At 73.3% G+C, this 18,654-nt stretch carries 23 protein-coding genes; 8 read left to right on the top strand and 15 right to left on the bottom strand.

Annotation, left to right across the window (positions count from 1 at the left end; all coding sequences use genetic code 11):
• The 7 genes from A6R01_RS17205 to A6R01_RS17235 form a co-directional block, all read right to left on the bottom strand.
• Window positions 1–214: pilus assembly protein TadG-related protein (locus A6R01_RS17205; protein ID WP_292608531.1), on the bottom strand; the 214-nt coding region annotated here is incomplete at its 3' end.
• A complete protein-coding gene (locus A6R01_RS17210; RefSeq protein ID WP_292608533.1) occupies window positions 211–597 on the bottom strand; it encodes a hypothetical protein in 387 nt (128 codons plus the stop codon). The genes A6R01_RS17210 and A6R01_RS17205, both read right to left, overlap by 4 nt.
• Before the next feature lie 134 nt (window positions 598–731).
• A complete protein-coding gene (locus A6R01_RS17215; protein ID WP_292608537.1) occupies window positions 732–977 on the bottom strand; it encodes a hypothetical protein in 246 nt (81 codons plus the stop codon).
• A 69-nt stretch (window positions 978–1,046) separates the two neighbouring features.
• Window positions 1,047–1,238, bottom strand: coding sequence for a hypothetical protein (locus A6R01_RS17220; RefSeq protein WP_292608540.1), 192 nt, complete (start codon window positions 1,236–1,238; stop codon window positions 1,047–1,049).
• A 43-nt stretch (window positions 1,239–1,281) separates the two neighbouring features.
• Entirely contained in the window at window positions 1,282–2,226 is a 945-nt protein-coding gene (locus A6R01_RS17225) for a type II secretion system F family protein (RefSeq protein ID WP_292608543.1), read from the bottom strand.
• Window positions 2,223–3,077, bottom strand: a complete 855-nt coding sequence (locus tag A6R01_RS17230; protein ID WP_292608545.1) for a type II secretion system F family protein — start codon at window positions 3,075–3,077, stop codon at window positions 2,223–2,225. The genes A6R01_RS17225 and A6R01_RS17230 overlap by 4 nt, the downstream gene beginning before the upstream one ends.
• Window positions 3,077–4,387, bottom strand: coding sequence for an ATPase, T2SS/T4P/T4SS family (locus A6R01_RS17235; RefSeq protein ID WP_292608548.1), 1,311 nt, complete (start codon window positions 4,385–4,387; stop codon window positions 3,077–3,079). Before A6R01_RS17235 ends, A6R01_RS17230 begins: the two co-directional genes overlap by 1 nt.
• A 243-nt stretch (window positions 4,388–4,630) precedes the next feature.
• Here A6R01_RS17235 and A6R01_RS17240 point away from each other — a divergent pair, with 243 nt between their 5' ends.
• Window positions 4,631–4,753, top strand: coding sequence for a hypothetical protein (locus A6R01_RS17240; protein WP_292608551.1), 123 nt, complete (start codon window positions 4,631–4,633; stop codon window positions 4,751–4,753).
• Between the two features lie 25 nt (window positions 4,754–4,778).
• Here the strand turns inward: A6R01_RS17240 and A6R01_RS17245 are convergent, their stop codons facing one another.
• A complete protein-coding gene (locus tag A6R01_RS17245) occupies window positions 4,779–5,300 on the bottom strand; it encodes a hypothetical protein (protein ID WP_292608554.1) in 522 nt (173 codons plus the stop codon).
• Between the two features lie 138 nt (window positions 5,301–5,438).
• Between A6R01_RS17245 and A6R01_RS17250 the strand changes: the two genes are divergently transcribed.
• Window positions 5,439–6,533: an LLM class flavin-dependent oxidoreductase gene (locus tag A6R01_RS17250; protein WP_292608557.1), complete on the top strand. Its 1,095-nt coding sequence runs from the start codon at window positions 5,439–5,441 to the stop codon at window positions 6,531–6,533.
• Here A6R01_RS17250 and A6R01_RS17255 read toward each other — a convergent pair.
• On the bottom strand, window positions 6,482–7,531 hold the full coding sequence (locus A6R01_RS17255) for an oxygenase MpaB family protein (protein WP_292608560.1): 1,050 nt from the start codon (window positions 7,529–7,531) through the stop codon (window positions 6,482–6,484). The genes A6R01_RS17250 and A6R01_RS17255 overlap by 52 nt on opposite strands.
• Window positions 7,532–7,589: 58 nt before the next feature.
• Here A6R01_RS17255 and A6R01_RS17260 point away from each other — a divergent pair, with 58 nt between their 5' ends.
• Window positions 7,590–8,183, top strand: a complete 594-nt coding sequence (locus tag A6R01_RS17260; RefSeq protein ID WP_292608563.1) for a TetR family transcriptional regulator — start codon at window positions 7,590–7,592, stop codon at window positions 8,181–8,183.
• Between the two features lie 71 nt (window positions 8,184–8,254).
• On the opposite strand, the gene A6R01_RS17265 is transcribed toward A6R01_RS17260, so the two are convergent.
• From A6R01_RS17265 to ligD (A6R01_RS17280), 4 genes are all read right to left on the bottom strand, one after another.
• Window positions 8,255–8,944 carry a response regulator transcription factor gene (locus A6R01_RS17265; RefSeq protein ID WP_292608566.1) on the bottom strand — a complete coding sequence of 230 codons (690 nt, stop codon included), beginning with the start codon at window positions 8,942–8,944 and terminating at the stop codon, window positions 8,255–8,257.
• A 96-nt stretch (window positions 8,945–9,040) separates the two neighbouring features.
• The gene (locus A6R01_RS17270) at window positions 9,041–9,514 is read right to left on the bottom strand and encodes a hypothetical protein (RefSeq protein ID WP_292608569.1); all 474 of its coding nucleotides are present in this window, start codon (window positions 9,512–9,514) and stop codon (window positions 9,041–9,043) included.
• Window positions 9,515–9,623: 109 nt separating this feature from the next.
• On the bottom strand, window positions 9,624–10,538 hold the full coding sequence (gene ligD, locus A6R01_RS17275) for a non-homologous end-joining DNA ligase (protein WP_292608571.1): 915 nt from the start codon (window positions 10,536–10,538) through the stop codon (window positions 9,624–9,626).
• A complete protein-coding gene (gene ligD, locus A6R01_RS17280; protein WP_292608574.1) occupies window positions 10,535–11,491 on the bottom strand; it encodes a non-homologous end-joining DNA ligase in 957 nt (318 codons plus the stop codon). The genes ligD (A6R01_RS17275) and ligD (A6R01_RS17280) overlap by 4 nt, the downstream gene beginning before the upstream one ends.
• 61 nt (window positions 11,492–11,552) lie before the next feature.
• On the opposite strand from ligD (A6R01_RS17280), the gene A6R01_RS17285 reads away from it, so the two are divergent.
• Window positions 11,553–12,545 carry a Ku protein gene (locus A6R01_RS17285; RefSeq protein WP_292608576.1) on the top strand — a complete coding sequence of 331 codons (993 nt, stop codon included), beginning with the start codon at window positions 11,553–11,555 and terminating at the stop codon, window positions 12,543–12,545.
• A gap of 18 nt (window positions 12,546–12,563) precedes the next feature.
• On the opposite strand, the gene A6R01_RS17290 is transcribed toward A6R01_RS17285, so the two are convergent.
• Entirely contained in the window at window positions 12,564–13,430 is an 867-nt protein-coding gene (locus A6R01_RS17290; RefSeq protein WP_292608579.1) for an SDR family NAD(P)-dependent oxidoreductase, read from the bottom strand.
• 181 nt (window positions 13,431–13,611) lie between these two features.
• On the opposite strand from A6R01_RS17290, the gene A6R01_RS17295 reads away from it, so the two are divergent.
• Genes A6R01_RS17295 through A6R01_RS17310 form a run of 4 tightly spaced genes read left to right on the top strand, consistent with a single transcriptional unit; the run spans window position 13,612 to window position 16,728 of the window.
• Window positions 13,612–14,031 (top strand): lycopene cyclase domain-containing protein, encoded by a 420-nt coding sequence (locus tag A6R01_RS17295; RefSeq protein ID WP_292608582.1) that lies wholly within the window; start codon window positions 13,612–13,614, stop codon window positions 14,029–14,031.
• Window positions 14,031–14,399, top strand: coding sequence for a lycopene cyclase domain-containing protein (locus A6R01_RS17300; protein WP_292608584.1), 369 nt, complete (start codon window positions 14,031–14,033; stop codon window positions 14,397–14,399). Before A6R01_RS17295 ends, A6R01_RS17300 begins: the two co-directional genes overlap by 1 nt.
• A complete protein-coding gene (locus A6R01_RS17305) occupies window positions 14,396–15,127 on the top strand; it encodes a class I SAM-dependent methyltransferase (RefSeq protein WP_292608587.1) in 732 nt (243 codons plus the stop codon). Before A6R01_RS17300 ends, A6R01_RS17305 begins: the two co-directional genes overlap by 4 nt.
• Window positions 15,124–16,728 (top strand): FAD-dependent oxidoreductase, encoded by a 1,605-nt coding sequence (locus tag A6R01_RS17310; protein WP_292608591.1) that lies wholly within the window; start codon window positions 15,124–15,126, stop codon window positions 16,726–16,728. Before A6R01_RS17305 ends, A6R01_RS17310 begins: the two co-directional genes overlap by 4 nt.
• Window positions 16,729–16,736: 8 nt before the next feature.
• Here the strand turns inward: A6R01_RS17310 and A6R01_RS17315 are convergent, their stop codons facing one another.
• Window positions 16,737–18,653 carry a DUF5914 domain-containing protein gene (locus A6R01_RS17315; RefSeq protein WP_292608593.1) on the bottom strand — a complete coding sequence of 639 codons (1,917 nt, stop codon included), beginning with the start codon at window positions 18,651–18,653 and terminating at the stop codon, window positions 16,737–16,739.
• Between the last annotated feature and the right edge of the window lies 1 nt (window position 18,654).

Genomic DNA, 18,654 nt, shown 5'->3' on the forward strand with positions numbered 1-18,654 from the left:
CGGTGTAGGTGCTGCGACCGGTGGCGCCGGCGTCGGCGCCGGACAGCGCGGCACCGTCGGCGAGCGTGCTGAGACCCGAGCGCTGCAGGTAGGCCGCGGTCGCGTCGGTGACCAGCGCGATGCCGAGCGCCAGGACGGTGGCGAAGCCGACGATCAGCGGTGTCACCGAGCCGCGCTGGCCCCGCCCGCGTGCCCGGGTCGGTCGATGGTTCACGGGACGCTCACCTCCTGGTAGCGCCCCACCGGCACGCTGTGGGCGGCGTCGAGGGCGAAGCTCGGCTCCCCCGCCCCGAGCAGGTCTGGCAGGAACGGCAGGTCGACCCGGGTCCCGATGACGACGGTGACCACCGAGGTCCCGCTGTGGCAGGCGGCCGGGACGGTGCAGTCCACGCGGATCTCCAGCGGCGCCTCCTCCAGCCCCTGATCGGTGAGCGCCTGGCGCGCCGCCGCCTCTGCTCGTTGCCGGCCGGTGGCGTCGTCGCCGGCGAGCACGTAGGCCCGCGCGGCGGACCGGGCCGCTGCCTCCACGCCGAACGCGCCCCGCTGCACCTCGAAGACGCTGAGCACGATCCAGAGCATCGGGAGCAGGAGCAGCACCCCCAGCCACACCACCTCGACCAGCGCGCTGCCCTCCTCATCGCGCCTGTGGTGGCCCCGCCTCGTGTGGCTCAGCGCGGGCCATGGCGCGCGCTCCGCCACACGAGAGGGGGCCACACGAGCCGGCGTCACGGTCACGGCTGGAGCTCCTGCACCGCGTGCCCGTCGACCTCGAGGTCCACCCCCGGGCCGCCCAGGCCCAGCGCGGGCACGCTCGCCCGGACCGTCACCACGACGGTGGGCGTGCCGTCCACCGACACCACGCGGGCGGTGACGTCCTCGGCGAACCGGGCGGCCAGCGCGCCGGCGATCTGGTCGCGGGAGCAGGACCAGCGAGACCTGGAGCACCCCGAGCACCAGCGGCACGAGCACCACCACAACCAGCACGAAGTCGACGACCGCCGCGCCTCGAGCGGCGCGCGGTCGGAGGGCTCGGCCCCGGTGCCCCACTACTGGACCTGGCGCAGCGCCCGACGCAGCAGCGAGGAGAGCTCGTCCTGGGCCACGATCGTCAGCACACCGACGATGCCGGCGGACATCACGGTGACGAGGACCCAGCCGGGCACGTCGCCCCGGTCGTCGCGGGTGCGCGCCGGCAGCGCTCCGACCAGCGTCAGTGCCAGCAGGTGGAGGGTGGTCATGGTGGTTCCTTTCCCGAGAGGGGTGGGGCTGGAGAGGTGGGGCTCAGGGGGCCGAGAGGCTGAGGCCGACGACGCCTGGCCAGAAGGCGAAGAGCACGGTCACCGGGAGCACCAGGAAGACCACCGGGATCATCATCACGACCTCCTTGCGAGCGGCTCGCTCGATGAGGTCGCGTCGTCCTGCTTCGCGGACGTCTGCCGCCTGGGCGTGGAGGACGTCGGCCAGCGGCGTACCCCGCTCGACGGCGACGGCCACGCCCTGCGCGAACCGGGCGACGACGGGGACACCCGTGGTCGCGGCCAGCCGGTCGAACGCGACGCCGACGGGCTCGCCGGTGCGGATCTCGGCGAGCACCCGGGCCAGGTCGCGGCTGAGCTCCCCGCGGCACCGCTGGACCACGCGGTCCAGCGCTCCGACGGGGCTCTCACCGGCCGCGACCGACAGGGCGAGCAGCTCGGCGACGGTCGGGAACTCCGCGAGGATGCGGCGCTCGCGTGCCCGGACCTGGGAGGTCAGCCAGGTGTCGCGGGCCAGGACGCCCGCGGTGAACGCCACCCCGCTGACGAGCAGGTGTCCCACGACGTTGCCGCCACCGCCGAGGGTGCGCAGCAGCCCCCACGCCGCCGTGACGCCGAAGCCGACCAGGCCCCACACCACCTGCTGGACGCGGACGTCGTGGACGGTGAGGTCGAGGCCGGCCCGCTCGAGCCGGCGCCGGACGGAGGTCGCCCCGCCCAGCACCCGCTCGACGCCGTCGGCCAGCGCCCGCAGGACCGGCCCGTAGACGGCCACGGCCGCGCCGACGAGTGGAGGTGCGGGTTGCCTGCTCGGGCTCGCGGTCGGAGACACCTGGGGCAGGTCGCGGACGTAGGGCAGCACCCGGTCCGAGAGCTGCGCGCGACCCATCACCCGCAACCGGGCGATCACCAGCAGGAGTCCGGCACCCAGCGTGCCGCCGAGGACCGCTCCCCACAGGGCCGCGGTCACGACAGGATCCTCCGCTCCACGGGCAGTCGACCGATGCGCATCATCAGCCGGTAGGCGACCAGGCACAGACCGGCACCCACCGCGAGCACGACCACCCCGGCACCCGATGCGTAGCGCCGGATCACCTCGGTCTGGAACGACATCAGCAGCAGGACGACCCACGGGGCCGCGACCGCGAGGCGGGCGCCGTTGACGGTCCACGCTTGGCGGGCCTCGAGCTCGGAGCGGGTGCGGGCGTCATCGCGGAGGTAGCCCGACAGGTTGCGCAGCAGCCGCCCGAGGTCTCCCCCGCCGACGTCGCGGGCGACCCTCAGGCTCTCGCACACGCGATCCCCGACGGGGTCGGCGAGCCGTGCCTTCAGCCGGTCCAGGCAGTCGCCGAAGCGGCCGCTGACCTGGTAGTCCAGACCGAAGGCGGTGAAGGCGTCGCGGAGCGGCTCCGGGCCCCGGACACCGAGCCCGGCCACGGCGTCGGGCAACGACATGCCTGCGCGTACGGCGGAGGCGAGGTTGTCGACCGCGTCGGGCCAGACCTCGGCCAGCTCGCGCTGTCGGCGTACGGCACGGCCGCGGACGACCGCGAGCGGGAGGTAGCCCGCGATCACCCCGAACGCCAGCGCCACCGTCGGGGTGCCGGAGGCGACCTGGACCACGAGCGCGGCGAGCACGGCACTGGAGGCGCAGAGGGCGACCAGGGAGGTCGGGGTGACGCTGGTGATGCCGGCGGCGGCGAGCGTCCGGTCGAGCCGACCCGGCCCCTCACGGGTGGGTCGAGCGGTGCGCGGGACGGCGAAGGCCGACCAGATCAGCAGCAGCCCGATGCCGACGCCGAGCCCGACGAGGGCGCCCATCAGCCCTCCCCCAGCAGCCGACGCAGGTCGAGGCCGACCCGCTCGAAGCGTTCGGGGCGGGGTGGCGTGCCGTGCGCGCGGCGCAGCTCCCCGTCGCGGCGCACGAAGACCGGCTCGCACTCGATGACGCCGTTCTCGACGCGACCGGGGACGGCCACGACCTCCTCGACCCGGCGTCGGCCACGGGGGTCGAGCCCGAGGTGGACCACGAGGTCCACCGAGGTCGCGACGGTGGGCACCACGAACCGGTCGGAGATGTTCTCACCCGCCAGGAGCGGGAGGGTGCACATCTTGACCAGGGCCTCGCGGGCCGAGTTCGCGTGCAGGGTGCACATGCCGGGCAAGCCGGAGTTGAGGGCGAGCACCAGGTCCAGGCACTCCTCCGACCGCACCTCGCCCACGATGATCCGTGACGGGCGCATGCGCAGGCTCTCCTTGACCAGGTCGCGCAGCCGGATCTCTCCGGTGCCCTCGAGGCCGGCCTGTCGGGTCTGGAGGGCCACGTGGTCGGGATGGGGGAAGCGCAGCTCGTAGACCTCCTCGGCGGAGATCACGCGCTCACCGCCGGGGACCGCGGCGGCCAGGCAGTTCAGCATCGTGGTCTTGCCCGCCTGCGTCCCGCCGGTGACCAGGATGTTCAGGCCCGCACGCACCGAACCCTCCAGGAAGGCCGCCGCCTGCGAGGTGAGGCTGCCCAGCTCGACGAGGTCTGACAGGCGGGCCGCACGCAGCACGAACTTGCGGATGTTGACCGCCGAGAAGCCGCGGGAGATCCCCTCGAGCACGACGTGCAGACGGTGGCCCTCGGGCAGCATCGCGTCGACGAAGGGGCGCGAGAGATCGATGCGGCGGCCCGACGACTTCAGCATCCGCTCGACGAGCTCGTCGACCTGGGGCCGGGTCAGCATCAGGTTGGTCAGCTCGTGCCGACCACGGCGAGCCACGAAGACCCGGGTGGGATCGTTGATCCAGATCTCCTCGACCGTCGGGTCGTCGAGCAGCGGCTGCAGGGGCCCGAAGCCGCTGACCCTGGCCAGCAGCTCGCCCACGACCGCGTCGGGGTCGGCCAACGGGGCGACGGCGCCGGTCAGGGAGTGGTCGTCGTGGCGGCGTACGACGCCCTCGGCGAGGCGACGCACCACGTCGGCGTCGCGCTGGGGGTCGACCCCCTCGCGGCGGACCAGCTCACGCAGGGTCGCGTCGAGGCCGTCGACGAGCGCGTCGTGGCTGCTGTGCGCGCTCGTCCCTCCGCGTGCGCCGAGGTGGGGCGCACGGGTGTCGGCGTACGCCGAGGCAGGGCTCATCGCCATGGCCGCTCCGTCCCGAGATGAAAGAGTGATGGCCCGTCGAGGGTAGGTGCGCAGACGCATACCCAGGTCCCGGCGACCTCAACCGGCCGGAATCTGTGGATAACTCAGCCACCCCACCCGTCCCACGGGTCGCGGCGGCGTCGAGTCTGTTCGGGATCGTTCGGACACGGCACAAACGCTTGGCATACCCCCGGCAGTACCCGAGCCTTGACCCAGGCTCGGCTCAGAAAGGGGTCCCCCGACATGCCCCACACCACCGCCCGCCAGGCGCGACGTCAGTCTCGCGCCGCCGCCTGGCTGCTCGTCCTGTCCTTCCTCGTGCTGCTGGCGATGGTCGTCCTCACCAGCATCGGCTCACCCGCCTGAGACTCACGCCGCCGCGCTCGGTCGTTCAGCGCTGCGGCAGCGGCGACCGCGCGGCGCGCACCAGCAACCACACGAAGCCGGCCACCACCAGCAGGGCGAAGCCGACCAGCACGAGCACGAGTGGGGCGAGCAGGTCGTCGGCCGCACCGCCGCGCAGCGGCCCGAGAACCGGCTCGGCGAGGAGGGAGACGCCCAGCACCATCAGGTCGCCGACCCAGACCGCCCGGGCCAGCCCCGCCTCCGCAGGCAGCAGCGCCGCGACGGCCACGCACGTCGGCACCACCACCAGCGTCTGCAGCACGCCGGTGATCGCGGCCCACCACGACTCGGCGAAGGTCGGATCGGTCACGTCGGGCAGCGAGGCGAGCACTCCCGCCGCCGCGGCCACGGCAGCGATCAGGAACCCGCGGTGCCGCGACGTCAGCGGCACCAGACCGAACGTCATCGCGGCGTACCCCAGCGGGTCCGGCAGCAGGTCGAGCGCGTCGATCCGGAAGTCCAGGACCACCAGCACCATGCCGAGCGCCACCCAGCGCAGACTCCTCACGCGAGGACAGTACGACCACGGGGAGCCGGACGGTCGCCCAACCCACACCTGCGACGCCCGCGGCGCGGTGGCCGCCCCCGATGGCGCGCGCCACGACTCACGTCCGGGCGGGTGGCCCCCACCGGTAAAGTTGAAGATGTGACGACCACGCCTCCGACCCCGACCGAGCCCGTCTTCGACCCCGCCGTCCTCGGCACCCCGGAGCGACCCACCTTCGGGCTGGACACCTTCGGCGACACCGGCACCGAACCTGACGGCACACCCCGCCCGCAGGCCGAGGCGATCCGCGAGGTCGTCGCCGAGGGCGTGCTGGCCGACCAGGTCGGCGTCGACTACCTCGGCCTGGGCGAGCACCACCGCGAGGACTACGCGATCAGCGCGCCCGACGTGGTGCTGTCGGCCATCGCCGGGCAGACCGAGCGCATCCGCCTCGGGACCGGCGTGACGGTGCTGTCCTCCGACGACCCGATCCGGGTCTTCCAGCGCTTCTCCACCCTGGCCGCGATCAGCCGCGGCCGCGCCGAGGTGCAGCTCGGGCGCGGCTCGTTCACCGAGTCCTTCCCGCTGTTCGGTCTCGACCTGTCCGACTACGAGGTGCTCTTCCATGAGAAGCTCGACCTCTTCGCCCACCTGCAGCAGGAGCAGCCGCTCACCTGGCGCGGCAGCGTCCGCCCGCCCCTGGAGGAGCAGCAGGTCTTCCCCCGCACCGAGGCCGGACTGCCCGCCTGGATCGCGGTCGGCGGCACCCCGCAGTCGGTGATCCGCGCGGCGGCGTACGGCTTCCCCCTCGTGCTGGCCGTCATCGGCGGCTCGCCGGCGGCGTTCGTGCAGTTCGCCGACCTCTACCGCCGTGCGCTGGCCGAGTACGGCCGCCCCGAGCTCCCCATCGGCATGCACTCCCCCGGCCACGTCGCGGCCACCGACGAGCTCGCGCGCGAGCAGATGTTCCCCCACCAGGCCGAGGCGTTCGGCAGGATCGGCCGCGAGCGCGGCTGGGGCCCCTACTCGCAGACCACCTTCGACCAGGGCGCCTCGCCCGAGGGCTCGATCTTCGTCGGCTCACCCGAGACCGTCGCGCAGAAGATCGCCTGGGCGGTGCGCTCGCTCGGCCTCTCCCGCTTCCAGATGAAGTACGCCGTCGGCTCGCTGCCCCACGAGCAGCGACTCGAGTCGATCCGGCTCTACGGCACCGAGGTGGTCCCGCGGGTCCGAGAGCTGCTGGCGCAGGGCTGACCACGAGCAGCCGGCTGCTGGGGAAGCAAGCGCAGGTCTTCGACGAGGGAGATCCGTGGCGCGAGCGACCTCTCGGCCGTGCGCCAGCGACCTCTCGGCCGTGCGCCAGCGACCTCTCGGCCGTGCGCCAGCGACCTCTCGGCGATCCGGAAGCCGTCGGGGTAGGAGCGCACCCACGGCAGGTCCATGACCGTCTGCTCGGTCATCCGGGCCGGGAAGGCGCGCAGCAGCTTCCCGCGCATCCGCAGCGCGGTCCGCGAGAGCGTCTCCAGCGTCGGGGGCGGGGCGTCGTAGCCGAGGGCATCGCGCAGCGGCTGGTCCATCAGCGCACGGGAGAACATCTCCACGGCGGGACCGGCGAGCTTGGGGTACCAGGTGAGCATCAGGGCGAGCGTCGAGTCGGCGACGCGGCGGCCGCCCTCGTCGTAGGCGAAGTGCTCGCGCTCGTAGTCGTCCATCACCTGCGAGAAGCCGAGGTAGGTCTCGGGGATGTCGGGAATGTTCATGTGCCGGCCCAGCGCGCGGTAGTAGTTCACCGAGGCGACCAGCTCGTGGTCGGTGAACGGCCGCTTGCCGTAGACGTCGAGCCAGCGCTTGGGCACCACCACGAAGGTCGAGAGCACGTAGAGCATCTCGTGGACGGGGATGTCGTAGGCGCGGTGCATCTGGTTGATCCGCCGGATCGCCGCGCGTGCGTCGGGGTCGTCGAAGCCCTTCTCGGCCGGCACCTCGAGCAGCAGCGCGGTGTCGTCGTAGCGCTTCTGGCAGTTGCCGGTGAACTGTCCCGTCGCGTCGAGCAGGGCCCCGATGCCGGGCACGGCGTAGGTGCGGAACAGCGCGAACGAGAGCGCCTGGTTCATGTCCCAGGGGAACTCGTAGGCCACCGCGTTGCGGTAGATCTCGCGGTAGTCGGTCTCGGGGTCGAGCCGGTCGTTGACCTGCCGCCAGTGGTCCTTGGGCACGCCGCCGAAGGTCTTGCCACGCACTCGGAGCTCCATGACGACCAAACTAGAGCAAACGCTCCACTTCTGGCTAGGGGGTGGCTACGCTCCTGCCATGCGTACGCCGCTGCAGACCCGCTCGGAGTCCTCCGCGGACCGGATGCTCGCCGCGACGCTGGCGCTGCTCGACGAGGGCGGGCAGGCCGCGGTGACCGTGGCCGCCGTGGCCCGTGCCGCCGGCACCTCCAACGGCTCCCTCTACCACCGCTTCGGCGACCGCCACGGGCTGCTGCTCGCCGCCCAGGCGCGCGCCCTCTCGACCATCGAGGCGGAGACCGCCACGGCGTTCGCGGAGGCCGACACCGAGCCCGACGACGAGCGGGCCGTCGCGCTGCTGGCCGCGGCCGCGGTGGACCTGTTCGTGCGGCACCGGGGCAGCCTGCGGGCGTTCCTCGTCGACGCCGTGGAGTCCGAGGAGGTCGAGGCGGCCTCGACGGCGTTCACCCACCGGCTCGCCGACACCGTGACGCGGTGGTTGCAGCTGCGGTTCGACTGCGGCGTACCCGCTGCGCAGGCGGCGTGGCGGATGCTCTTCGCGCTCGGGGCGAGCCGGGCGCTCTTCGACGACGACGCGATCTCCGCGACGCCGCTCTCCCCCGGCGCGCTCGCCGACGCGCTCGGTCGCGCCGTGCTCGCGGTGGTGCGCTGAGGGACAGACCGCCTCGTGTGGTCCAGCGCGGCCCAGGGACCGCGCTCAGCCACGCAAGCCGGGGTGGGGCCTCAGGCGGAGGGGATCTCCAGGCGGAAGCCGACGCCGCGCACGGCGACGACCTTCTCGCTGACCCCGGCGGTGTCGAGCTTCTGGCGCAGGCGCCCGATGGTGACGTCGAGGGTCTTGGTCGAGCCGTACCAGTTCTCGTCCCACACGTCGGCCATCAGCCGGCCGCGGGAGACCACCTTGTCGCGGTTGGCGACCAGGATGTTGAGGACGTCGAACTCCTTGCCCGTCAACGGGACCTCGGTCTCGCCGGCGAAGACGCGGCGCGCGGCGACGTCGATGTGCAGGCCCTCCGGGTCACCGTTCGTCTCCTCGCGCGGCGTGCCGTGGGTGCGGCGCAGCAGCGCCCGGACGCGGGCCTGCAGCTCGGCGAGGCCGAAGGGCTTGGCGAGGTAGTCGTCGGCACCGGTGTCGAGACCGACGACACGGTCGAGCTCGCCGGCACGCGCGGTCACGATCATGATCGCGCCGCCGAACCCGCCCTCACGGGCCATCTTGCAGACCTCCAGGCCGTCCATGTCGGGCAGGCCGAGATCGAGGATCATCACGTCGGTGGGGGTGCCGGCGACGTCGGCCAGCGCCTTCTCGCCGCTGTCGACCCAGGCCACGTCGTAGCCCTCGCGCTCCAGGGTGCGCACGAGGGGGAAGGCGATGTCCTCCTCGTCCTCCACGACCAGCACCCGGTGCTCCATGGCCCGAACAATAGGACACCGGACCGACCCGGGCGGGGGACCATCCGACCCTTTACCTTCGTGCGTCCCCAGCGGCACACCCGCCGGGGGGGGGTGTCAGGAGGTGATCTCCCAGGCGTAGGAGATGCTCTCGGCGGACCGCAACGAGGGGGCGTCCTCGGGCAGCGACACGCGGAAGGTGAAGCTGACCCGGCCGCCGGCCGGGATCCATCCCTGGTCGGTCGTGACGTCGCTCATCGCCCCCAGACGGCCGTCGTAGAGACGCACGCCCTCGCGCTCGATGGTGAGGTTGACGCCGTCGGCGTCGTGGTCGACCGCGTCGCCGGTCTCGGTCATCGTCAGTCGCGCCGGGGCGGAACCGGGGTTGGAGATCGAGATCGAGCGGGTCACGGTGTCGCCCGCGGCGAGGTCGGAGACCACCAGCGAGGCCTGGGCCCCGTCGGACTCGAGGGTCACGCCCTCGGACGAGCCGTTCGCGTTGCTCAGCGGGATGCCCGAGAGCCACAGCACGCCCCCCAGGACGGCTGCGCCGACCGGCACGACCGCGAGTCTCATGTTCTCCGACTTCATGTCATCCACGCTACGAGCGGGTCGGCACGATGTGTTCTCGCTGCGTGCACACGGGTTCCACGGTTGGGTAACAGCCCTCCACACACCTCCGAGGAGGGTCAGGAGGGGGTCAGGAGAAGAGGTCGCCCAGGTCCGCCACCCGCTCGAGGACCTCCTCCATCCGCACCTGCTCGAGCCCGACCGGGTCCTCGGCACCGGCCTCGACCTCGGCCCACGACACGGGGGTCGCCACGAAGGGCTTGTCGCGTCCCCGCAGGGAGTAGGGCGTGATGGTCGTCTTCGACGAGGCGTTCTGCGACCAGTCCAGGAACACCTTGCCGCTGCGACGCGCCTTGGTCATCGTCGCGGTCACCAGCCGCGGGTGCGCGGCCTGCAGCTCCTCGGCGACCTCGCGGGCCAGCGCCGTGGACTCCTCCCCCGGCAGCCGGCGCGGCAGGTCGGCGTACAGGTGCAGGCCCTTGCTCCCGCTGGTCACCGGCCGCGCGTCGAGGTCGCGCTCGGCCAGCTTCTCGCGCACCATCAGCGCCACCTGGCAGCACTCGTGCAGGGTCGCGGGCTCACCGGGGTCGAGGTCGATGACGATCCGGTCGGCGTTGCGGGGGCGGCCGTTGCGGCCCACGCGCCACTGGTGGACGTGCAGCTCCAGGGCGGCCAGGTTGACCAGCCAGGTCAGCGTGGCGAGGTCGTCGACGACCGGGAACACCAGCCGGTCGCCGTGCCGGCTCTCCCCGCGCGACCCCGTGGTCGGGACGCTCACCGTCCGCACCCACGACGGCGTCCCCTGCGGGACGTTCTTCTCGAAGAAGCTGCCCTCCGCCACGCCGTGCGGCCAGCGGATGCGCGTCACCGCGCGGTCGGCCAGGTGCGGCAGCAGGGTGGGCGCCACCTGCGCGTAGTAGTGCAGCACCTCGCCCTTGGTCGTGCCCGTGCGCGGGTAGAGCACCTTGTCGAGGTTGCTCAGCCGCAGCGTCCGGCCCTCGACGTCGACGTGCACCTCCTCCCTGGGCTGCTTGGCCGGGCTCACGACTGGTCCTCGAGGTCGGCGGGGTCGAGGTCCTCGCGCACCCCCCGGTACGACGGTTGGCGCAGGCGTGCGTAGCCGACCCCGTGCGTGTCCACGTCGATGACCAGCACCGGCTCGACCCACGTGGTGCCGGCGGCGTCGACCCGCGGCACCTCGTCCACGAACGGGCTGCTCGCCCGCGTCAGCCCGGCGACCGCCTCGGTGAGCATGCGTGACACCTTGCCACCGATGCCGCTGCCGACCCGGCCGCGGTAGACCAGCCCGTCGGCGGTGGGCTCCCCCACGAGCAGCGAGGCCAGCCGGTCCGAGGTGCCCTCCTGGGGACGCCAGCCACCCACGACGTAGGAGCGACGGTGGCGGTGCGCCAGCTTGCGCCAGTGCGGCGAGCGGGCGTCGAAGGTGTAGCGCGAGGACAGCCGCTTGCTCACGACGCCCTCCAGCCCCTGGGCGCGGGTGGCCTCCAGGAGCATCTGCCCGTCGTCGTACGGCTCGGGGACCTGCCAGGGCGCGAGGTCGAGGGCTGCCAGGCGCGCGCGCCGCTCGCTGAGCGGGAGCCCGGTCAGGTCCTCGCCGTCCACGCGGAGCAGGTCGAAGACCATGTAGGTGGCCGGGAGACCGGCGGCCAGCCGGGTCGCGGTGCTGGCGCGGCGCACGTGCATCCGGTCCTGAAGCACCCGGAAGTCCGGCAGCCCCCGCTCGTTGAGCGCGATGATCTCGCCGTCGACGAGTAGGTCCCGCGGCCGCGTCGACCCGGGCACGAGCGCCTCGTGCGGGAGCGCCACGTCGGGCCAGGCGACGGTCACGTCGTTTGCGTTGCGGCTCCACAGCCGCACCTGCCCGTCGGTGACCTCGGCCAGGATCCGCACGCCGTCCCACTTGACCTCGTGAGACCACTCCGCGCCGACGGGGACGGCGTCGGTCTTGGTCGCGAGCATGGGGCGGGGCACGGGCACCCCCGCATTGTGACCGTCGGGGCGATGACTTTCACTCGCCCCACGGGTCACACTGGGCACCATGCGTGCCATTTGGAAGGGCTCGGTCTCGTTCGGGCTGGTCAGCGTCCCGGTGAAGCTCTACTCCGCGACCGAGTCCCACGACGTCTCCTTCCGCCAGGTGCACGCCAAGGACGGCGGCCGCATCCGCTACCAGCGCATCTGCTCCCTGGACGGCGAGGAGGTGGCCTACGCCGACATCGCCAAGGGCTACGAGACCGAGGACGGCGAGATGGTCATCCTCACCGACGACGACCTCGCCGAGCTGCCCGTCACGTCCTCGCGCGAGATCGCGGTCGAGAAGTTCGTGCCCAGCGACCAGATCGACCCGCTGCTCTTCGAGAAGTCCTACTACCTCGAGCCCGAGAAGACCGGCGCCAAGCCCTACGCGCTGCTGCGCCAGGCGCTGCAGGACGCCGACCGGATGGCCGTCGTGACCGTCGCCCTGCGCCAGCGCACCACCGTGGCCGTGCTGCGGGTGCGCGAGACCGAGGCCGGCGACGTGATCGTGCTGCAGACGATGATGTGGCCCGACGAGATCCGTGTCCCGGACTTCAGCGTCGAGGTCGGCGAGGTCAAGGACGCCGAGGTCAAGATGGCCAACATGCTCGTCGAGACGCTCTCCGGCGACTTCGACGCCAGCGAGTTCTCCGACGACTACGCCGACGCCGTCGAGGCGCTGGTCAAGGCCAAGATCGAGGGCGGCGAGGTCGAGCGGACCCCCACCTCCACCAAGACCTCCGGCGAGGTGGTCGACCTGCTCGCCGCCCTGCAGCGCTCGGTCGACGCGGCCAAGAAGGGCCGGGGCGAGGACACCTCCGAGGAGGCCGAGGAACCGGCCGAGAAGGCCGCCGCGAAGAAGACGACCAAGAAGACCGCGGCGAAGAAGTCGACGAAGAAGGCTCCCGCGAAGAAGGCGGCCACCAAGAAAACCGCAGCGAAGAAGACCGCAGCCAAGAAGTCGACGAGCAAGAAGACGGCCAGCAGGAAGACGGCGGCCAAGAAGGCCTCCTGACCGCGTCCTCCCCGCGGCTCAGCGGGCGTCGGGGATGCGCTGGTGCAGCCGATGCATCACCGCGTCGGTGAGCCTCGGCGCCAGCAGCCCCATCGCCTCGCCGACGTACCCGACCGGGTGTCCCCATGCGGGCGGCAGGTCCTCCATGATCCGCAGCACCTGCTGGCCGGCCTGCTCGGCGGTCATCGCGCGCTGGTTCTCGTACTCCTTGGTGGGCGCGATCATCGGCGTCTTCACGAGCCCGAAGCGCATGTTGGTCACGTGCACGCCGTCCGAGCGCGCCTCGCGGGCCAGGATCCGGCCCCAGGTGTCGATCGCGGACTTGGAGGCGAGGTAGGCCGAGAACTTGGGGGCCTTGATCTGCACGCCCCACGACACGACGTTGACGACGTGCCCGAAGCCCTGCGCGCGCATGGCGGGCAGCAGCCCCATCGTGAGCCGCACTGGGCCGAAGTAGTTGATCGCCATCGTCCGCTCCACGTCGTGGAAGCGGTCGGCGCTCTCGGACAGCGAGCGGCGGATCGACCGACCGGCGTTGTTGACCAGGTGGTCGACCGCGCCGTGCTCGGCCAGCACCCGGACCACCAGCGCGTCGACGGCCTCGCCGTCGGTCAGGTCGCAGGAGTACGTCGCTGCCTGCCCACCCAGCGCCCGCACCTGCTCCGCGACCCGGTCCAGCTCCTCGGCGCGGCGCGCGACGAGCAGGACCTTCGCACCGGCCCGCGCGGCGGCGTACGCCGTGTGCTCGCCGATCCCCGAGGAGGCCCCCGTCACCAGGACCGTGCGGCCCGCCACGGGTGAGGGAGCGCCGCGCAGGCGGCGCAGCAGGCGGGCCGGCGTGGCGGTGACGGTGGCGGGGAGGGCGGAGGGCAGCAGGTCGAGCACGGGGGCATCCTCGCACCCGGCCGGGAGGCCGACCCGGGACGACCACAGGCGCTCGCGCCCACCCGGTCGGCGGCGTGACCGCCAGCCCACTCCGGGTGAGCCAGGGGTGTTGTCCGCTCGGGGACGCTTGTCCGCAGAGTGTCGGAGTGGGTCCCTGTGGACCGGTGGACGAGGAGTGGAGATGGAACGCGGGGAGTACCTCGTCGTCATGGGCCTGTGCCTGCTGATCACGCTGCCCCTGGAGCTGCTCCTCGGGGCACGCGTCTGGCGGCGGCCGCGGCGGCTGCTGGTCGCGATGGCGCCGCTCGTGCTGGCCTACAGCATCTGGGACATCGCGATGATCGCCGCGGGCTCGTGGTCCTACTCCGAGGAGAAGCTGACCGGCATCCTGCTGCCCTTCGAGATGCCGCTGGAGGAGCTGGTCTTCTTCATCGTCGTGCCGATCTGCGGCCTGCTGACGCTGGAGGCCGTCGGCAACGTGCTGACCGCGCTCGGGCGACTGCGCGCCGGGGAGCCGCTCGGCCGGGTCCTCCGTGACCTGCCGCACGGCGGCGGGCCCCGCCCCGCTCCGTCGGCGAGCACCGAGGAGAAGGTGGCCTGATGGGGATCTACACGCTGACCGCGCTCGTCTCGGTCGTCGTCGTGCTCGCGATCGAGCTGCTGTGGCTGCGCACCGGCATCCTGCGCACCTGGCGCTACTGGCTGGCGATGGCCATCGTCATGGGCTTCCAGGTCCCCGTCGACGGCTGGCTGACCAAGCTGTCGGACCCGCTGGTGCTCTACAACGAGGCCGACATGACCGGCGTCCGCGCCCCCTGGGACATCCCGGTGGAGGACTTCGCCTTCGGTTTCGGCATGGTGACCCTCGCCATGGTGCTGTGGGTGCACGCCGGGCGGCGCGAGGAGCGGCGCTCGGGCACCGGCGACGGCGCCGGCGACAGCGGACGACGACAGGAGCAGCGCGCATGACCGAGCTCGCCGGGGGCACCGTCCCCTCCGCCTTCGACCGGGTGGCGCGCAGCTACGACCTCATGGTCGCGCTCAGCCCGGGCTACCACGCGCAGCTGCGCTCCTCCGCCCGTGCGCTTGTGGAGGCCCTGCCCGCCACGCCGGGCCGGCGCCCCAGGGTCGTCGACCTCGGCTGCGGGTCCGGGGCCTCGACCGCCGCGCTCGTGCGCGCGCTCGACGAGGCCGGCGTGGACGCCGAGGTCGTCGGGATCGACGGGTCTGCCGGGATGCTCGATCAGGCCCGCGGCAAGACCGCGCTGGCCCGAGCCGACTTCCGCCAGGCCGACGCCGAGCGGCTGACCGGGGCCGAGCTGGGTCCCGTGGACGGCGTGCTGGCGGCGTACCTCGTGCGCAACGTGAGCTCCCGCGACCGCCTCCTCGGCGAGGTGCTCGACGTGCTGACCGACGGCGGCGCGCTGGTCGTGCACGACTACAGCGTCCGGGAGAGCAGGATCGCCACCTGGGCCTGGCACCTGACCTGCTGGCTGGTCGTGATCCCGCTGGGGTTCGTGACCGCTCCCGGCAGCCCGATCTACCGCTACCTGTGGCGCAGCGTCCTGGACTTCGACGGCGTCCAGGGCCTGGCCGGGCGGCTGCGTGCGGTCGGGTTCACCGACGTCGAGCACCGCTCCGCCACGGGCTGGCAGCGCGGCCAGGTGCACACGTGGCGCGCAAGGAAGCCCCGATGAGCTCCTTCCTCCCCGCCCTTACCACGCCGTACGCCGCCGGCGGCCGGCTCCCGCGCGGCGCCTGGCGCCCGGGGCGCGACCGGCGCGCCGAGCACCAGCCCGCTCCTCCGGCCGGCCTGCGCGAGGACGGCGGGCGGCACCGCGTCGCCGTCGTCGGTGGCGGGATCGCCGGCCTCGCGGCCGCGACCGCCTTGGCCGAGCGCGGCGTGCGGGTCGAGCTGCTGGAGTCCACCTCCCGCCTCGGCGGCCGCGTGGCGTCGTGGCAGGTCGAGGTCGACGGCTCGTCGGTGGCGATGAGCCGCGGCTTCCACGCCTTCTTCCGGCAGTACTACAACCTGCGCGCGCTGCTGCGCCGCGCCGACCCGTCGCTGACCGCGCTGCGGGCCGTGAGGGACTACCCGTTGCTCGCGGCCGAGGGCATGCGCGACTCCTTCACCCACATCCCACGCACACCGCCGTGGAGCGTGATGGGCTTCGTGCTCCGCTCCCCCTCGTTCACGGCGCGCGACCTGGCCCGCGTGGACGTGGCCGAGGCGCTCGGCCTGCTCGACGTCGCCTTCCCCGAGACGTTCTCCGCCCTCGACGGGCGCAGCGCCGCCGACGTGCTGGACCGGCTGCGCTTCCCCGACCGCGCCCGGCACCTGGCGCTGGAGGTCTTCGCGCGCAGCTTCTTCGCCGACCCCCGGGAGTTCTCCGGCGGGGAGCTGGTCGCGATGTTCCACACCTACTTCCTCGGCTCGGCCGAGGGGCTGCTCTTCGACGTCGCCGCCGACGACTTCGACACCGCCCTGTGGTCGCCGCTGGCCGCGCACCTGGAGCGGCTCGGCGCCTCGGTGACCCTGGACTCCCCCGTGCGCGCTCTGGAGGAGCACGGCGAGGGTGTCGTGGTCGTCACCGACGACCGCAGCCTCCAGGTCGACGCGGTCGTCGTGGCGACCGACCGGCGCCCGCTGCAACGACTGGTCGAGGGCGCCCCCTGGCTCGGCGCCTCCGACCCGGCCTGGCGCGATCGCCTGGCCGGGCTGGGCCACGCCCCGCCGTTCGGCGTGTGGCGGCTGTGGCTGGACCGTCCCGCCCCGCGCGACGCCGCGCCGTTCCTCGGCACCAGCGGCTTCGGGCCCCTCGACAACATCTCCTTCCTGGAGATGCTCGAGGACGGCGCGCGCGACTGGGCCGTCCGCCACGGGGGGTCGGTCGTCGAGCTGCACGCCTACGCCCTGCCCGCTGACCTCGCCGTCGACAAGGCGGCCCTGCGCCAGGTGCTCTGGCGCGAGCTGCTGCGGGTGCACCCCGGGCTCGACGGCGCCCGGGTCCTCGGCGAGGAGCTGCTCGTGCGCGAGGACTGCCCCCTGGTCGGCACCGACCCGTGGGCCACCCGCCCCGGGGTGCGTACGCCGGACCCACGGGTCGTCCTGGCCGGCGACGGCACCCGGTGCGAGCTGCCCGTCGCGCTCATGGAGCGCGCCGCCACCACAGGGTTCCAGGCCGCGGACACGCTCCTCGCCCGCTGGGACGTCGCCGGCCACGGCACCTGGAGCCCGCCGCTGCGCGGTCGGGTCCCGGGCGCGGGCGCCCTGCGTCGTACCCTCTCGCGCGGCTGAGCCCAGGCTCAGATCCCGTAGGACTCCCCGCGCGCGCGGAGCAGCCAGGGACGCTCGGCGTAGACCATGTCGTCGACCCACAGGCGACGCGCGGTGTGGCGCATCGCCGGCTGGAGCAGGCTGGAGACGGCGCGGGCGGCCCTGAACCTTGGGCGGTCGGAGTGGGCGATGGTGGCCTCGACCATCATCGTGCGCGGCTTGCCGTCGGGGCCCGGCCCGATCGGGGTCGCGTGCGTCTCCACGACGCTGCCGGCGCCCTCGCCCTCGGTGATCGTCATGACGATCGTGCGGGCGTCGGGGCAGGCGAACTCGGCCCGCACCGGCACGCCCCAGCGCCGGCTCAGCCGGAACGTCACGTCGACGGTCAGGACCTCGTCGTCGCTGGCGGACTCGTCGACCTCGAGGTGGCTGAAGGCGTAGGGGTGGAACCACGAGCCGTGCCAGGGGTCGAGCCGGTTGGCGATGATGTCCCGCGGCTCGCAGGTGCCGGGCAGTTCCACGACCGCCGCCACGGAGCGGGCCAGCGGCGGGCGGGCGGTGATCCGCGGCAGGTCGGAGGGCGTCTCGCCGGGGGTGGGGACGCGGACCCAGAGCAGCACGCCGTCGTCGTGGGCGGCGTACGCCGGCCAGCCGGGCTGCCCCTCGGGGGCCAGCGCGAGACCGTGCCAGCGGCAGTGCAGCTTGTCGCCGAACACCTCGCAGTCGGTGAGCAACGCGCCCAGGTGGGGGCAGGAGCCGGGACCGGCTGCGACCCCGGTGCTCGTGCGCCAGAGCACGACCTCGCGGCCCGCGACGGAGCGGGTGATGCTGGTCGTGCCGAGCGCGGTGGACGGCCCGACGGTGTACCACCCGCCGGGGTCGCGGGCGAGGGCCACGTCGAGGGCGGCCCGGATGCGGGCCGGCTTCGCGTGCTGCCACGACGGCTCGAGCTGGTCGCGCCGCGGCATCGGCTTCAGGGCGCTCGGGATGCGCGGCGGGGTCTCGTGTCTTGCTCCGCTCGCACCTCGACCAGCGGTGGACGGCGAGGTGCGCAGTGCACCGGCCGCGGTGACGCCGAGGGCCGCGCCGGCGAGGGCGGCCTTGCGCCAGGTGGGGACGACGACCCGCTCTCCGAAGACGTCGTAGCCGGCGTCCTCGATCCGGTCCAGGATGCCGGCGTACAGACGGCGGGCGGTGCCGACGCAGCGGCGCGAGGCGTCCGGGAGCAGAGCCAGGCCGCGATCGGCCTCGGCGTACAGCCCGCGGTTGCGCTCGACCTCGAAGGCCATCAGGGCGCGCCACGAAGCGTCGGCCCGGCGTCGGGCGGGGTCGGCGCCGAAGCGCTCGAGGTCCTCCTGCGGGATGTAGACCCGGCCGCGGTCGAGGTCCTCGGCGACGTCCCGCAGGAAGTTGGTCAGCTGGAAGGCGTTGCCGAGCGCGCGTGCCGGCTCCTTGGCCGAGGCCGAGCTCGGCTCGAGGACGGGCAGCATCATCTCCCCGATGACCGCGGCCGAGCCCTCCATGTAGCCGAGCAGGTCCTCCCAGGTGTCGTACGTCGTGGTGGTGAGGTCCTGGGCCATCGCCCCGAAGAACCGCTCGAAGCACTCCGGGTCGATCCGGGTCTCCCGGACGGTGCGGGCGACGGCGGCCAGCACCGGGTCGGGGCTGGTGCCCTCCTGCACGGCGCGCATGAACGCGGCCTGGAAGTCGGCCAGCGCCTGCTCGGTCGCGGCGACCTGCCCCGGGTCGGTGGCTCCCGGGGCGTCGACGATGTCGTCGGCGAGGCGGCACAGCGCGTAGACCGCGTGGACGTGCCGGCGGCGCTCCTTGGGCAGGATCGCCGCGCCCCAGTAGTACGTCGTGCCGTGCCGCCGGGTGAGCTCCGCGCACCGGCGGTAGCCCTCGACGAGGTCCGGCTCCACCACGGACGTCGCGACCGCTGACACC

The sequence above is a fragment of the Nocardioides sp. REDSEA-S30_B4 genome, from assembly GCF_001627265.1.
Lineage (GTDB): Bacteria > Actinomycetota > Actinomycetes > Propionibacteriales > Nocardioidaceae > Nocardioides.

Coding starts and splice junctions, on each gene's coding strand:
- A6R01_RS17220 (WP_292608540.1), bottom strand. CDS start 1,238: ATGACCACCCTCCACCTGCTGGCACTGACGCTGGTCGGAGCGCTGCCG.
- A6R01_RS17230 (WP_292608545.1), bottom strand. CDS start 3,077: ATGGGCGCCCTCGTCGGGCTCGGCGTCGGCATCGGGCTGCTGCTGATC.
- A6R01_RS17235 (WP_292608548.1), bottom strand. CDS start 4,387: ATGGCGATGAGCCCTGCCTCGGCGTACGCCGACACCCGTGCGCCCCAC.
- A6R01_RS17240 (WP_292608551.1), top strand. CDS start 4,631: ATGCCCCACACCACCGCCCGCCAGGCGCGACGTCAGTCTCGCGCCGCC.
- A6R01_RS17255 (WP_292608560.1), bottom strand. CDS start 7,531: ATGGAGCTCCGAGTGCGTGGCAAGACCTTCGGCGGCGTGCCCAAGGAC.
- A6R01_RS17260 (WP_292608563.1), top strand. CDS start 7,590: ATGCGTACGCCGCTGCAGACCCGCTCGGAGTCCTCCGCGGACCGGATG.
- A6R01_RS17265 (WP_292608566.1), bottom strand. CDS start 8,944: ATGGAGCACCGGGTGCTGGTCGTGGAGGACGAGGAGGACATCGCCTTC.
- A6R01_RS17270 (WP_292608569.1), bottom strand. CDS start 9,514: ATGAAGTCGGAGAACATGAGACTCGCGGTCGTGCCGGTCGGCGCAGCC.
- A6R01_RS17285 (WP_292608576.1), top strand. CDS start 11,553: ATGCGTGCCATTTGGAAGGGCTCGGTCTCGTTCGGGCTGGTCAGCGTC.
- A6R01_RS17295 (WP_292608582.1), top strand. CDS start 13,612: ATGGAACGCGGGGAGTACCTCGTCGTCATGGGCCTGTGCCTGCTGATC.
- A6R01_RS17300 (WP_292608584.1), top strand. CDS start 14,031: ATGGGGATCTACACGCTGACCGCGCTCGTCTCGGTCGTCGTCGTGCTC.
- A6R01_RS17305 (WP_292608587.1), top strand. CDS start 14,396: ATGACCGAGCTCGCCGGGGGCACCGTCCCCTCCGCCTTCGACCGGGTG.
- A6R01_RS17310 (WP_292608591.1), top strand. CDS start 15,124: ATGAGCTCCTTCCTCCCCGCCCTTACCACGCCGTACGCCGCCGGCGGC.